The organism is Nostoc sp. (genome assembly GCF_036917375.1).
Taxonomy (GTDB): Bacteria; Cyanobacteriota; Cyanobacteriia; order Cyanobacteriales; family Nostocaceae; genus Nostoc.
The window spans coordinates 82,687-97,094 of record NZ_JBALDN010000115.1 but is presented as its reverse complement, the minus strand read 5'-3'; the positions used below and the strand labels follow the sequence as shown (position 1 = coordinate 97,094).

Genomic DNA, 14,408 nt, shown 5'->3' with positions numbered 1-14,408 from the left:
AAGGGGAAAGGGGAAGGGGAAAAGGTTCTGCAAAAGTCCCTTTCCCCTTTAACCTTTACCCTTTTCCCCCTCTTGCAAAAAGCACTTTTGCAAGAGGTCTATTTAAGATACATATCAGCAATGCTCTAACATTGTGATTATTCCTTAATTTTCCTTAATCGAATAAACCTGATGCCCTCTGATTTCGACTCTGTGGGCAGCAAGGCATTTTTTCCAACCTTCACGAGTACCGATGTCGCTTTTACTATTGAGTAATCCTAATTCCTGTTCTTGTTGGGTGAGTTTAGCAAATTCTTCGTAGCGTGGGTAGTTGCTGGTAACAAATGTTTCCTTTCGGTGCAAAATCGGCGGATTTGCCCTAGTTTCGTAGTCTCGGTGAGTGACGAATAGGGTTTTTAAATCAATACCGATGCTGGCTTTTAACGCGGGGTGGGGATCGGTATCGAATTCCGGGTAAGACAGATAGGATATTTGTGGCTTATCAGTGTGATATTTGATTAATGTAGCTTCATCTACACGCCCAATGGTACGGCTAGCACAACCTTCACAAATTCGTAGTACGGGATCGAGTGCTGCTAGTGCGGAAACATGGACGTAAAGCGCACCGCGTGTATGTTTACCAATTTTGCTTTTTTCGCACGCAGTTTGAATTACCCCAGGTTTACCCAAGCTGAAAAGCTTTTGGTCGGCTACAAGGCACGCTTCCTCGTAGCTGCTAAAAAAAGCTTTGATATCGTGACGCATTTCTGGCGCTAGCTTTTGCCATGCAGGGCGTTTATCAAAGTGTGTGAGAGCGAGATAAACTTGGATATCGAGAGAACGACGATAAGCGATCGCATCCCATTCAGCCTCATCAGTAGCTTGCAAAACTACACCAAAGGCACGGCGGAAGTTACCAAATTCGCTGAGTAATTCTTGTTCATTTTCCAATTCGCCTTTCACAGGTAGTCTACCGCGCTTGGTAAAAAAAGCCATTAATGGTTGTAGCTGTTCTTGATAGTCTTCAAACCGCTTAGTGGGGATACGGACTCGCGGTGTAGAAGTCGCAGAAAAGAAGCGGATAGCTTTGTAACTTTCTTTTTCCGCCTCATCTCGAAAAACAAAGTAAACGCCTAGTGCGATCGGTACTGCATCGACATTTAAGACTTCATCAATATAAGTTTTGAGTTCTTGTTGTTCGTAATATTTCTGAAAAGTATTGCGGCGCGTCACAATGCCATCATTGTAGGCAAGTTGGGTTTTGCTGGGTGCGTTAATCAGGATTTGAGCTGCGACAATTAAAACTTTCCCGGTGAGTTCCCAAGCTTGGATCAGGCTTTGACGGCGTTCTTCTGAGTCTTCAATGACGTTGAGGACATAGCCCAAGTTGACCACATCGGCAGGGATGCGTGGTACATCGGGATAGTAGTAAGGGTCCCAGCCTGCGCTGGTGTAGCCTAAGTTTTTTACTCGCTGAACATCGCCACCGTAGCCGCAACCGTAGTCAAAAAAAGTGGTGTCTGGATTCAGGATTGTCCATTCTATTGCCAATCGCACAGGGCGAGAGATGTCAGTGCGAGCGATCGCAGCTCTATGACGCTCAATTTCTAGCGCTTCAGGCATAATATTATTTGTCAGTTAACAGTGAATAGTTAACAGTCAACTAATATCCTTTCAATTTTTAACCGCCAGTTCAATTAAATCTTCAATTTTCTTGATATTTGGATCGCCTGCTAAATAACCAATACCGCGATGCAAATGTAAGCGGAATTGGGTGGCGAGGGTTTCTTTGTCGGTGGGAAAACCGTCATTATGACAGCGTTGCTTGAGGGCGAGGAGGAGTATATCAGACATTTCGCCGCCAAAGACGCGCCAACTCATTTCGACGTTGCTATCTTGGGGGATTGGGACGGGGGAGGGTGCGGTTGCTTCTGCAAGGGAACGACAAAATGCCCAACGGCATAGGATATTCCATTGGTCGATTTTAGTGCTGCGCTTAAGTTTGGTAAGTTGGTCTTTGGCTGTTTGGGAAAGTTTAATTCTTTCGATTGGGGATTCCATAATCTTCCTAAAAATTGAGATAATTTTCGCTCATAAACCCAAACAGTAGCGAACCGCAGTTTCAACTTCAAGCATCTTGGAGTCAGAAAGTTTGCCAGATGGATCAGCAGGAAAGCGATTTGGATCTAAAGAACGAATTTGAAAAGACAAGAATACTGTTTCTATAAGCAATCCACTGTCACCTGGTGATACTCGTATATTAGTTGGATAATCACGTTTAATATTTGTTCATTTCGTACCGACAATTACAGTCACAACCAAAGGTAATTGATTGATAGCGTCTATAGATAAAACTAAAACTGGTCTTGTTCCTGCCTGTTCTCGACCCAGCACTGGATTAAGATTGACAAAATAAATTTGTCCTCTCTCGATGCTCACAGCTTTTCTAAACCATCCATTTCCGTAATACTAAATTCATTATTAGTAGTGGTAATTTCTGTTTGTATATCTAAATCACTAGCCATTGCAACTAGTTGTTCATTCATATCTTTAACATCATTGAATTTATTTAATATTTGCTTTTTTTCTTGAACTTGCTTTTCGATACGTTCTAACAGCCATTCTAATTCTTCTAATGACAAAACACGTAGATCGTGTTCTATTTTTATTAAATGTGGTGAGTTCATAATTGATCCCTTTTCCAAAGTCCGTTAGATATATTTTAAAGATGTAGGCTTCAAAAAATTGCGAATCGCTCAATTTTTTAACAATATCTACTACCAAAAATATCCTGGTTGTATAGTAGTTTGGCGGGTGGAGGAGTCATATTTGAGGAGATATTCGCGGGCGATCGCTTCATTTTCTCGCAGTGTTTCTACTTCTTTTTTGCCAATCTCAGTATCCGTAGATAACAAAATTACTTGATGACTGGCGGATGGAAAGTAACGTTCAACTAAGTTACTGCGGTGAGAGGAGTCTAGTCTACCTAATGGCGTATCGATGGCTACTGGTAGGCGGTGTCCAGAGACTTTGGCTAAACCCCAGAGGAATGCGATCGCAAGTAGTTGTTTTTCGCCAGCAGAGAGGCGATGTTTCGGTACAGGTTTACCATTTAAATCGTAAAGCAAAAGGCTAAAAGTCTTAGTATCAATAGTGATGCGATGCACTAAGTCTGATTTATGGAGGAGATAAAGGAAGCAATTTTTAACTTCTTCCTCTAATTTATTGAGCTTTCTCAAGGTTAATTTTTCACGAAAAATCTTGAGTGTGTTTTGAACTTTAGCCGCAGAGGTAATAATATGTTCGCTATTTTTATGCTTAATATTTTCTACAGTATAATCACTTAATTCCTTTTTTGACTTGGCAATAATAGTTTCTAATTCGGCTAAACGGCGGCGGATTGTTTCGTAATTTGCTTTAGCTTCAACAACTTGATTTTGTGCCGCTTCTAGTGCTTGACGCAGCTTTGTATAATCTTCTGGTGCTGCTGCTGTTTGCACTTGTCTTTCTAAAGTATGAATTTCCTCTTCTTTATTTTTGAGAACAGCTAATTTCTCTTTTGCAGAAAGTTTAGAATTTTGTAAGTGATATATAAGATTATCTAGCTGACTTAAAGTTTCATCATCAGCTAATAACCAAGGTGCTTCTGTCTGGAGAGTCTTTGCATATAAACTATCCACATCTTGGCTTAAAAATGATTGGATTTTTTCAACTTGTATCGGAGAAATTTCTACTTTATTTAGCCAACTGAGTAAACGCCGATCTCGTTCAATTAACAAATCTTTAGAAATTTGTACCTGTTGATGGCGAAATTCTTTTTCTCCCTGTGCTTGCACCTGATTAAGCAGATTGGGAATTAATGCCAGTGGTAAAACATCAGCCGCCAATTCACACATCAATTGACGGACTTGTTCAATTTCCGCAGTTTTTGTATTCTGTTGTAGTTCTAATTGATTGCGTTCGGCTGCAATCTTCCCACCTTCAGAAATGAATTTATCAAAGGCTTCTTGTTGCTTTTGTTCTAACTCTTCTACCTGATTTTTGAGAGTTTCTACTTTCTCTTCTGTTGTTTGATAATCTTCTTGCTGTTGGGTTAACCTAGTTTCAATTTCCTCTAAGTTAGCTAAATCTTTACTATTACCAACTTCTTTAAGTTTACGATTAACTAAAATATCTAAATCAACTGCTAAACGATCTGCTAACTCTAGTCCTAAAAGTCCGCGAATTGCATCTACTACAACTGGTGGTGGTATTTCCTGTTCTGCGAGTTCTTTAACCTGTTCACCATCAAAAAGAAACAAATTAGAAATACCTAATGGTAGGAGATTTTCAATATATTCATCCCAAATATTAACTAAAGCATCAGGCCATGTATCACTGTCGCCTAAAATACCTAATGTATCTTTACCGTCTTTAGGGTTTTTTGTCCAACTACGGACAACACGGTATTTTATTGGTTTATCATTTTCAATATGTTCAAAAAGTAATTCAATCCGGGTGTCTGCAACTGGATCTATTTTGTTGTTAACACATTGATTGAGAAAATCGCTATAACTTAAATTACCACGGGTAGAACATTGGGCACGGGGGCCATAAAGGGCGAGACGAATGGCATCCATAAGGGTAGTTTTTCCGCCGCCATTCATCCCACCTAAGAGGATAATTGGGTGTGAGTTTTCCTCATCAATTTTTGGGTTAAGATTAATTACCTGCTTTCCACTGTAGGGGCCAAAGTTTTGTAGAACGAGTTCAAGAAATATCATTGATTTTTAAGATTAACATGAGTTCGACAGCGATCGCAGAAGCAAAAAGTTTGTGATGAAAGGAATCAGATAATATTAATTAGATGATTTTGTCTGACACATTGATAAAAATATTGTCTATGAAATATAGATAATATCATCACTAACTCTCAAGAAATGCGATTTTATCTGTCTTGATGTTGGTAAGTGTGGCTAGATTTGCACACCTCCAGCTTGAAAAATCTGTTCGGCGGTTAAATTCAATTCTGGGAAAGTAGGCGAGACAATATGGGTATCGCCTTTAAATTGAGTAACTTGGTACTCACCATCAATTAATTGATAAATGGATATAGTAGGCAGCTTAGGATTGCCAATAAACTTCCTAGCACCTATAGCCGCATAATCTATAATCCAATATTCGGGAATACCTATAGCTTCATAATCAGCTAATTTTTTGTAGTAATCATCTCGCCAATTAGTACTAACAACTTCAATAACTAAAGGAATAGATGTAGCGTGAGATACAGTTGATTCTTTTTTCCATAAAGGCTCATTCACTAAATTTGGTCGATTGATTATTAAGATGTCTGGTGAATAAGCTGATTCACCTTCAAATGGCTTGACTAATACAGTTTTTGGAATGAAATAAGGAAGTTTTTGTCGCCCAATTTCGATAGATATATTTAGTGCCAAAAAACCAACGACATCCTCATGCTCTCCCACTGGTTGTGCCATTTCAACAATCACGCCATCGTGTAATTCGTATCTCCCACCCTCAGGCCGCCAAGCTGCAAAATCTTCAAAAGTTACTAATTTGTGTATGGCTTGAATCATAGAACCTCGCTTGTTTTAAAATAACCCAACTTTGTCAAGCGTTCTTTAAGTAGTTTGGTTAACTCCCGTCTTCTATTATTCTGAGTTCTCCTTTTTAAATTTCATACTTGCCCAAGTTACCTGTTCATCGCTTTCACCTTCATCGACTTCATTGATTGCTGCAACATCACCCAAAGTCATCTGCTTGACTTTGGCAACATCACCTTGACTAACTGCTTCGCTTAATTCGCGTTTCAAACGAGCATTTTTAATCGCGTCTTCTGGAGAACGGGAACTTGTATTAAAACATTTTTCTAGGGTTTCGTATATCCCTACGCGACGAGTCTTTTTGCGATACTGGCGTTCTGTGTCTAACAATTTCGCCATGAGTTCCAAGTGCATCGCATCACCTTCACAGATTTCTTCTAATACTATCCATTCATCACGACCTAGTAGGCTATAGTCAGCACCGGGACGGGGATCTTGAAATTCTTCGCCTGTCACTTCTTGATAAATCCGGGGTAAGCTATCATCAAATTCGTGTTTTTCTTCTAGCCAAATGCGGCGGATTTCGCTCATTTCTTCTAGAGTAATTAGGGTAATATCGCGCATATTTTCTGGCGCTGTACGACGAGTTTTTGTTTGCGCTTCTAATAATCGTCTGAGCCAATGTTCCCGCCAATATTTGGTGTAAGGCCCAGGTATTGGTACAACAGTTTTTTCCCCATCTTTATCGCGTTCAAATAATTGGACATCTCCCCAAATTCTTCTAAAGTCTCTTTTGTCCCAGTCTTCTTTAATATCTAATTCATTGCGAATATCCAATAGAGGCTGCATCCATTCTTTTTCTTCATCATTTTGGATCATCGCTTCCATCGATTTATCCTTACTAACGATCGTGCAAACCCAGCAGCCAAATCGAGAATCACCACAGCTAGGAGTAGAAGTATCAACAACTAGCGGACATTCATTATCGGCTGTTGCACCTCGATACATAATAAATAAGTCTTTATTGCTATACTTCCAAGGATTTTGCCACTGATTTAAGTAAATCCAAACTTCATCAGTACGCCAATCTTCAATAGGAAGATAAATCAATGAGTTAGGTCGGTTGGGATTAGTATTTATGTGATCGCGTACCCGCGATTCTCTATGTTTAGCCATCGTCGCGGCGCGTTTTGTACTTTCAGCCTTACGCGTACCTAAGACAAGAATTACTTCACCACTAGACCTAATAACTGCACGGATAAAGCTGTCAGATGGTTGAATTTTAAGGCGTTCAGTACACCATCTAAATCTGTTTCGCGGCGCTGGGTAGCCTTTTCCAATTAAGTTTACCCAAAAGGTATCCTTAATTGCAGGATAAAGTAAATGGGGTTCAATTGGCATTTCTTGCTCTTTAGCAGCAACTTTCATCTGTTCTAAAGAGTTACGTACCCAAACAGAGACTACAGGGTTTTCTACCAGCGTGTCAGTTGTAATAACATGGATTGTTTTAGTTCTCTTTTCCTGGGGGAGTGCTGCGATCGCATTCCAGATAAGCTGTAAGGTAGCAGTACTATCTTTGCCGCCCGAATAGCCCACCACCCAAGGTATCTCATCTAAACAATACAATTCTTGAATTTCAGTGCTGAGAGCTTGGATATAGTCCACTAACTCTGCTACAGTACGTGTTTGCTGAATTTTATTTTCTGGTTGTTGTGCTGTAGTCATTTCTCCTTCTCTCTGGAAACACTGGCTTAATATTCGGGCTACACAGACAAAATTTACAAAATACGTTGAAAAAAGTTTTTAAAAACTTTACTACTTATATCCAGTTTTTTGGATAATTAAACGACATAATCTTATTCTGTTTTTAAAATTTAACATGAAAGATAGTGCATCTGACCCAACGGCTGACATCGCTAGAGAGTACCTAGAACGGGAGAACAAGGAAAAACAGGTACTAGCTTTACTCTTGGAGAAGTTTTTAGGAAGAAAAGATCAGATTCTCGTTCAAAAAACCGAAATGGGTGGTACTGAGGCTTATGTTAGCTCTGTTACCCTGGAATGGTTTGCAGGTCGGGTTCACTTTGCCTCTGGCTTACCTCTGTTTCAAAAAAAGTATAATCCTCAGACTGATAATGTCGAGATTGACGCGGATAGCATTGATGAAATTCAACAGCGTCCCCTTGATTGGTCACGTCAAGCGCCGCTAGTGCAGTATTTAGCGGCTCGACACAACCATAAGTTTCCACCGGTGCTAGTAGTAATTAATCAACCGTGGGTGGACAATCCCAAAGCTGCTGAGTGGGATAGTGAAGGACGCGCCACCAAGTCTACGACTGATTTTATACCTCTAGATAAAGACGGTAAGGTAGGTCTGCTAAATATTTCTGAGGATGATGTAACCATTTATGCACTAGATGGGCAACACAGATTAATGGGGGTTCAGGGGTTGATGGAGTTAATCAAAACTCGTAAACTCCAGCGCTATAAAAAAGATAAAGGTGCTGATGACAGTTTTATTACAGTCAATGATTTGATAGAAAAGTACCAAGTAGACCTTGCTTACTTGCAAAATTTACCCAAGGAGAAAATTGGTATTGAGTTCATCTGTGCGGTAGCGGCTGGGGAAACTCGCACCGAGGCGAGGCGGAGAGTGAGGTCGATTTTTGTTCATGTCAACCTGATGGCTGCACCCTTGACTAAAGGTCAGCTAACGCAGTTGAATGAGGATGATGGTTTTGCGATCGTTGCTAGAAAAATTGCAGTTACACATCCACTATTAGAACAACTACAAGAGCGCAATCCCCGCGTCAATTGGAATAGTGCAACAGTGGCTTCCAATTCTACAGTTTTGACAACTTTGCAAGCTCTGCAAGATATGTCTGAGCGATATTTAGTTCATAAGTTTCCTCACTGGAAACCTTTCGAAAAAGGTTTAATTCCCATGCGTCCAGAGGATGAAGAAATTGAGCAGGGAATTGAGGAATTTAAAAAGCTATTTGATTCTTTGGCTAGTCTTTCTAGTTATAAAATTTTAGAACACGAGGATACACCTGCTTTACGGCGCTTCAGCTTTGAGAAAGATGGAGGTGAAGGAAATATGCTTTTCCGTCCAGTTGCCCAAGTTGCATTAGCGCAAGCTTTGGGAATTTTGGTTTTTAAAAAAGGTTTTTCCCTCGTAGATATTTTTAAGAAACTGCGGAAGTTTGACCAGCAAGGTGGTTTTAGTGGTATGGAATATCCCCAATCTCTCTGGTATGGGGTTTTATATGACCCAAATAAAAAGCGAGTGCAGGTTGCTGGGCGAGATTTGGCGGCGAAGTTATTGATTTACATCCTGGGTGGAATTCAGGAACAGATGGAACGTGCTGAACTTCGTAAAGCTTTGGCTGATGCTAGGACTGTTGAAAATAAAACAATAGGTTTTGATGGGGAGTTTGTTGAACCGAAAGCTGTAGGACTTCCACCTATCCTGTAATTATGCTTGAAATATATTCTGGCGATGCCATTGCAGCGCTTCCTGTTCTGGAAAATGTTGCTCTGTATTTGGTAGAAGTATTGTTTCACCATGAAAATCTTTCATAGGTTTAGCATGGGGAGATGCTTCTTCCAAATCATTACTAACTATAATTTTGTATTGTTCATCTACAGCAAACCAACCCCTATCAAATGCCCAATGATGGTTTTTACACAGTGCTATTCCATTATGAATTCTACTGTCATAGAATTGTGAGAATGGCTTTATATGTGCGCCTTCAACGATGTTTTGAGTTACAGATTTAGTTACTTTAAGTCCACAAAAAGCACATTTGTAATCATAAATACTTATAATGGCTTTCCTGAAAAAAGCATTTCTAATTAGTGCTTTTTTAAATTTCCATCTAGGATTAGGATCTAAATTACTAAACTCAATAGTTTTGTCTATTTGTAAAGGTACATATTCAAAATTTTGGTTAATGTTTAAAAAGCTTTCTATCGTATTATCTTCAGATGGTACCCAAGCTGAAATAAGTGCATCAATTAATATTTGCTTAGAAATTTCATCTTGAATGAAATTAAATAGTTCATCATCCAGATATGCATAGTCAACATCTTCCTTGAGTTTGGGAATTGTTTGCGGACGACCACCATCATATTCCAAACTATACTTAAGATGCCAAAATTTACCCTGATCATTTTTTAGATGAAAAAAAGGAAGGGCAAAATCACTTCCTTTAAAATTACTAGAAGCAAGTACTTCCCAATACTTCTTGAAAGTATCAATCAATTCATCTGATATTGTGATACGATTATCTGTTATTAAATCTTGTGTAATTAAGTCAATTATAGATAAAAGTAATATGGGTTTATTAAGAGCATCACCCTTTTTCGGACTTTTATATACCTTAATATTAGAGAAACATTCACAATAATAAACTAAGGTTCGCTGATGTGCTGGCTGTTGTGCTTTACTCATTATTTCATTTTTATATAAATCACAAGTATTTTCTCAATCTGCTGGTAATTATTAAGTGTGGATTGATGGGGTCTTATGAAACAAACTTGCTTAAATCAAAATCCTCTTCTTGAGAGTTATCTTGAAACCTTTCATAACTGAGAATCAATAAAATTCTTTCAGAATAATCTACTGCCCCCCGCATTTCTGCTTGTAATATTTCAAGTCCAGCATTGGCATATTCTTCAAAAATATAATTACGTTTTTCGTTATTGTTTCCTTCTTCGAGAGATAAAACTTTTATATCTTGAGTTTCAGCAATTGCTATTAAATTTATTACCGTATTATATCCCCTGACTATAAACTGTTCTTGGGGTATTGGCGACGGTTCCCTTTTAGAAATCTCTCCTAAAGCCACCCGCCTTTTATGTTTTGCACCCAAAGCTGCTGCAAATACAATGACATCAGCAAAAGTATTAAAAGGCCCTGTTCCACCATCTGAAGATGTTAAATCCTTAACTAACTCAGCTTTATCTTTAGCAACCCTGATTCTGCCAGTTTCAGCCATTGTTTTAATATCTACATTGTTGCTATTTTAACCGAAAGTCAAAAGTAATAGTAATTATTAACACATTATTTTATACTAGTATGTGGGCGATCGCTAAACAAACAAATTATCCACTAACATAATCTATCTTGGTACTATGGGTTCAGTATAAGCATAACTATTTTACCAAAATTAGCGATCGCACCGATTTACCCACTCCCCTAATTTTCATCTTTATAAATCTCGCTACGATGTCCTATTTTAATTACAGTAACTATTAAAACATCATCATCTATTTCATAAACAACTCGATAATCTCCTACTCGAATACGATATGAATTATCATCAGCTTGTAATTTTTTTACCCCGTTTGGACGCGGTTCTATTGCCAAGTCATTGATTTTAGTTTGTATGCGTTGTTGTACGTCTATAGGTAGTTTCCTAAACTGCTTTTTCGCACCCCTTGAAAATTTAACTTCGTAACTCACGCAACATCCTTGTTTATTTCGTTCCTTATTTCGTTTTGAATTTCATCCCAAGACACAGTGCCATTAATGCGTATATCTTCCCTAGCTTCTTTAATGGCTTTTAAGTCTTCTTCATCGTCTACATCATCGATTCTTTTTAAGAGTGCGTGAATTTCAAGTAAAGTACTGTCATAAGCTTGATGTAGCATTACGTTGATATCTTTAATTAACTGTTCTCTTTCGTGTGCTTTCATTTTTAATCATCCGAGCGTGGGTTTACTTTTTCTGCCACTGTCTCTAGTTTTCCCTAAACTCAAGTTGGAAACTGAACATCTTCATAAACTAAAGAAATCGGAAAGTTAAAATTAACGCTAGTTAAATTAACCTCATCCCCTTCTTCATAAGGATGTAACTCCCAAATCCCTTTGTCATTGATACGAAAGCAATCTAAACTAATTTTTTCAGCATCAATAAGAACATATTCTTGTAAAGTTTTGATACGGCGGTACTGAATAAATTTACGACCTCTGTCGTAAGCTTCTGTACTGGGGGAGAGAACTTCGACAATTAGACAAGGATACTGAAGAAATTTAATAGCTTGTCTATCTCTTTCATCACAACTCACGACAACATCCGGGTAGTGAAACGGCCCGTTCTCAGTCACTCCTACTTTTGCATCTGCCATAAAAGCCCGACAGGAACTTCTTCGAAGGTGACTTTTTAATGCCGAAGCTAAGTTTAAGGCAATACTAGTATGAGGAATTGTCCCCCCAGTCATGGCAAAGGCTTCACCATTGATATATTCGTATTTAATATCTTGGTGTTCTTCCCATTCCAGGTATTCCTGGGGAGTCATATACTTTCCGTCTGGATTCGCAACCATATACTTTATCCTTTAGATATGACGTTCAACTGCGATAATTTCAGTATATTCATAGTCATTCGGACTTTGTTTCACCAAAGGATATCTTTCTCCACCCAACTCAATATAATCTTGTTCGCAATCAGGCTTAGATGAATAATACGTAAGCACATATTCTCTACCAATTCTCTGTGTAATTTCTGCTTCAACTTCACCCCGCCACTGAGTCTTAGTAACTAAAACTATCAACTGATTCGCTAATTGGGGAATTGTCTTCGCAATGTGTCGCCGCGAATTCTCATCCAAACTACCGAAGGGTGAATCCATCACAATTAGGAAAGTACTACTATCGGGAATCATCATCATTTTTCGTTTCTCACTCCATTCCCGTACTTTGTCAATGATGCTGGCAATAAAGGATAAACTGAGAATTTGATTCTCTCCCGTGGACGCTGCAACGGGTGCTTCTATGCCTGTAGTGTTTTCTACTAATGTCAGTTCATATTTTTCACTAATTTTAGGAATATATGGAGTTACAGAAATCTCCGTAAATATTTCTTGCACTCGCTTTTCTAGTTGCAGGCGAAACTGTTGTTCTTGACGATTTCTAACTTCCGTTAACCGTTCGATTGCATCTTGAGCGGCATTAATTCGTCGCTGTGCTAGAGTTTGCTTGTCTTCATTCAGCTTTTGCTTGGCAATTTGTTTATTTAAACTTTCAATCTCAGTTGTGAGTTGAGCAATTTGCTGCTGATTTGCACCCTGTTCTCGATTCAATTCATCAATTTTACTTTCAATTTCATCTAACCGTTTTTGTAAACTGCTAATTTCTTCATTGGCATCTTTTCGTAACCGTTCTTGAATATTGTCTAAGTCTCCTTCAATTTGAGATATGCTTTGCCTCAATTGATTAATTCTGGCTTGTTCTCTATCAACTTCTTCCCAAAAACCTATGGCTTGCTTATCAATTTCATCTACTTGTGCGCTCATCCGAATTGCAGTTTCTTCCACCGCCGAGGAACCGGCTTTATTTAACCAGGTACTCACATGAGTATGAGAATGATTACCCTCGTGTAATTCTGCGCCACAAATACAGCGCTGAGAATTGAGTAAATCATTCACAAATTCTCGTGAAATTCCTGATGTCAACTCGCCGCGCTGCTTCAAATCATTGATAATTCCTCGAAACTGGGATGTAGTTTCTGAGAGTAAAACTGTATAACCCCGCGCAGAAATAACTTTTTTCAGCGCTTCTTTGGTTTTTTTATATTCTTCCTGATTTGCTGCTTTCTGTGATTCTAAATCCTGCCATCTTTCTTGCAATTCCTTAGCAGCACTCAGTTCTCGCAAACGGTTACTTGTCTCTTTTTTAAAAGTTTGTTGATATTCTAACTCTTCTTTAATTTCAGTTTGCCGTTTGGTAATACGTTCACGCTCGCGTTCTATCTTTTCTTGCTGTCGTAATAGTTGCTTAGTTTCAGAATCACCGATAGCTTTTAACTCATTTTCTAAAGTTTTTTTAGCATCTCCTAAATGTCTGATGGAACGGTTGATTACTTCCACACCCAAGAAGATTTTTGTAGCTTCGGCAATTTCAGCTTTTTTGTCAGAACGGACTATTTCTTCAATTCGTTCGCCGTCAAAGAAAAAATATTGATGTAAAGTAGCGGGTAAAATTTGATTAATTATATCGTCTGGTTGCTGAGTTGGGATATTCCATTTGCCATCATCCGCACCAACCCACATGGTTAATTGAGTTTTGCCAGCGTCAAAATCACCTTCGTTTTTATAACCCCGACAGGCGCGTTTAACTCGATAGCGTTTACCTTCATGTTCCCAGCCAATCTCAACCCAACATTCTACAGCTTGACCTTTTTGAGTTTCTGCGATCGCACGCTTATTTACTAACTGTTCTATCGATGCAAACGCTGCACTAAATTTTTCATATAATACCCAAGTAAAGGCATTTAGTAAACTGGTTTTTCCAGAGCCATTATTACCATGAATAATCGTTGTGTTCTGAACATCTCCACCAGCCAGAAGCATCTCTGGTGTCGTACCATAAAAGGAGCGAAAGTTGCATAGCTTAATCGAAGTCAGCTTCATCGCACCTCTTCTTTAATAATGTCCAAAATATTATCATTTATATGGCTGTTAATCTTCTTATCTAGTCTGCCTTTTTCCAGCTTCCATACCCGCTCAATAATTCGCCGTACCTCCGGCGGAGCGCTGTTTATTGGCTCTTGCACATCATCGATATTCGCACCTTGTGACATCTTCGGTTTGGAAATATAGTTTTTCTATATTTTAACTTTCTCTAGTCCTGCATTTACCTCCGTAAAGCCACTGTTAGCGTTATCTTTAATTTTGCCAAAACTATTTTTTCATTTTTCAAATTTATAATTTTATTTGAAAAATGACTTTATTATTGAATTGTCTTCTGTTATTATTAATATTAACAATCTAGATCATAATGGGATGTAAGTGAAATTTTTAAATCCACTTACATCCCATTATTATCTAACTCATAATTTTATTATTTCATACTTAATGCTTCTTTTTTCAAAACTTGAAA

At 38.5% G+C, this 14,408-nt stretch carries 14 protein-coding genes and 1 pseudogene; 1 reads left to right on the top strand and 14 read right to left on the bottom strand.

Features of this window, described 5'->3' with window-relative positions:
- Positions 1 to 144 precede the first annotated feature (144 nt).
- From V7K45_RS31600 to dndC, 7 genes and pseudogenes are all read right to left on the bottom strand, one after another.
- Positions 145 to 1,602: a DNA phosphorothioation-associated putative methyltransferase gene (locus V7K45_RS31600; protein WP_335009733.1), complete on the bottom strand. Its 1,458-nt coding sequence runs from the start codon at positions 1,600 to 1,602 to the stop codon at positions 145 to 147.
- 51 nt (positions 1,603 to 1,653) lie between these two features.
- Positions 1,654 to 2,040 carry a DNA sulfur modification protein DndE gene (gene dndE / locus V7K45_RS31595; protein ID WP_335009731.1) on the bottom strand — a complete coding sequence of 129 codons (387 nt, stop codon included), beginning with the start codon at positions 2,038 to 2,040 and terminating at the stop codon, positions 1,654 to 1,656.
- 30 nt (positions 2,041 to 2,070) lie between these two features.
- A pseudogene (locus V7K45_RS31590) lies at positions 2,071 to 2,418 on the bottom strand (type II toxin-antitoxin system PemK/MazF family toxin).
- Positions 2,415 to 2,666, bottom strand: a complete 252-nt coding sequence (locus V7K45_RS31585; protein WP_335009729.1) for a hypothetical protein — start codon at positions 2,664 to 2,666, stop codon at positions 2,415 to 2,417. Before V7K45_RS31585 ends, V7K45_RS31590 begins: the two are co-directional and overlap by 4 nt.
- Before the next feature lie 90 nt (positions 2,667 to 2,756).
- Positions 2,757 to 4,742: a DNA sulfur modification protein DndD gene (gene dndD, locus V7K45_RS31580; protein ID WP_335009727.1), complete on the bottom strand. Its 1,986-nt coding sequence runs from the start codon at positions 4,740 to 4,742 to the stop codon at positions 2,757 to 2,759.
- Between the two features lie 192 nt (positions 4,743 to 4,934).
- Positions 4,935 to 5,555 (bottom strand): Uma2 family endonuclease, encoded by a 621-nt coding sequence (locus V7K45_RS31575; RefSeq protein ID WP_335009725.1) that lies wholly within the window; start codon positions 5,553 to 5,555, stop codon positions 4,935 to 4,937.
- Between the two features lie 75 nt (positions 5,556 to 5,630).
- On the bottom strand, positions 5,631 to 7,247 hold the full coding sequence (gene dndC, locus V7K45_RS31570) for a DNA phosphorothioation system sulfurtransferase DndC (protein WP_335009723.1): 1,617 nt from the start codon (positions 7,245 to 7,247) through the stop codon (positions 5,631 to 5,633).
- A gap of 154 nt (positions 7,248 to 7,401) precedes the next feature.
- Here dndC and V7K45_RS31565 point away from each other — a divergent pair, with 154 nt between their 5' ends.
- Positions 7,402 to 9,000, top strand: a complete 1,599-nt coding sequence (locus tag V7K45_RS31565) for a DGQHR domain-containing protein (protein WP_335009721.1) — start codon at positions 7,402 to 7,404, stop codon at positions 8,998 to 9,000.
- On the opposite strand, the gene V7K45_RS31560 is transcribed toward V7K45_RS31565, so the two are convergent.
- From V7K45_RS31560 to V7K45_RS31530, 7 genes are all read right to left on the bottom strand, one after another.
- Positions 9,001 to 9,978, bottom strand: coding sequence for an HNH endonuclease (locus tag V7K45_RS31560; RefSeq protein WP_335009719.1), 978 nt, complete (start codon positions 9,976 to 9,978; stop codon positions 9,001 to 9,003).
- Between the two features lie 73 nt (positions 9,979 to 10,051).
- Positions 10,052 to 10,525, bottom strand: coding sequence for a DNA phosphorothioation-associated protein 4 (locus V7K45_RS31555; protein ID WP_335009717.1), 474 nt, complete (start codon positions 10,523 to 10,525; stop codon positions 10,052 to 10,054).
- A gap of 200 nt (positions 10,526 to 10,725) precedes the next feature.
- Positions 10,726 to 10,992, bottom strand: coding sequence for a type II toxin-antitoxin system RelE family toxin (locus V7K45_RS31550; protein ID WP_335009715.1), 267 nt, complete (start codon positions 10,990 to 10,992; stop codon positions 10,726 to 10,728).
- Positions 10,989 to 11,225, bottom strand: a complete 237-nt coding sequence (locus tag V7K45_RS31545; RefSeq protein ID WP_335009713.1) for a hypothetical protein — start codon at positions 11,223 to 11,225, stop codon at positions 10,989 to 10,991. Before V7K45_RS31545 ends, V7K45_RS31550 begins: the two co-directional genes overlap by 4 nt.
- 59 nt (positions 11,226 to 11,284) lie before the next feature.
- Positions 11,285 to 11,854: a Uma2 family endonuclease gene (locus V7K45_RS31540; RefSeq protein ID WP_335009711.1), complete on the bottom strand. Its 570-nt coding sequence runs from the start codon at positions 11,852 to 11,854 to the stop codon at positions 11,285 to 11,287.
- Between the two features lie 12 nt (positions 11,855 to 11,866).
- Complete coding sequence (locus V7K45_RS31535) at positions 11,867 to 13,939, bottom strand: AAA family ATPase (protein ID WP_335009709.1); 2,073 nt, start codon at positions 13,937 to 13,939, stop codon at positions 11,867 to 11,869.
- On the bottom strand, positions 13,936 to 14,109 hold the full coding sequence (locus V7K45_RS31530; protein WP_229556048.1) for a hypothetical protein: 174 nt from the start codon (positions 14,107 to 14,109) through the stop codon (positions 13,936 to 13,938). The genes V7K45_RS31535 and V7K45_RS31530 overlap by 4 nt, the downstream gene beginning before the upstream one ends.
- Positions 14,110 to 14,408 lie beyond the last annotated feature (299 nt).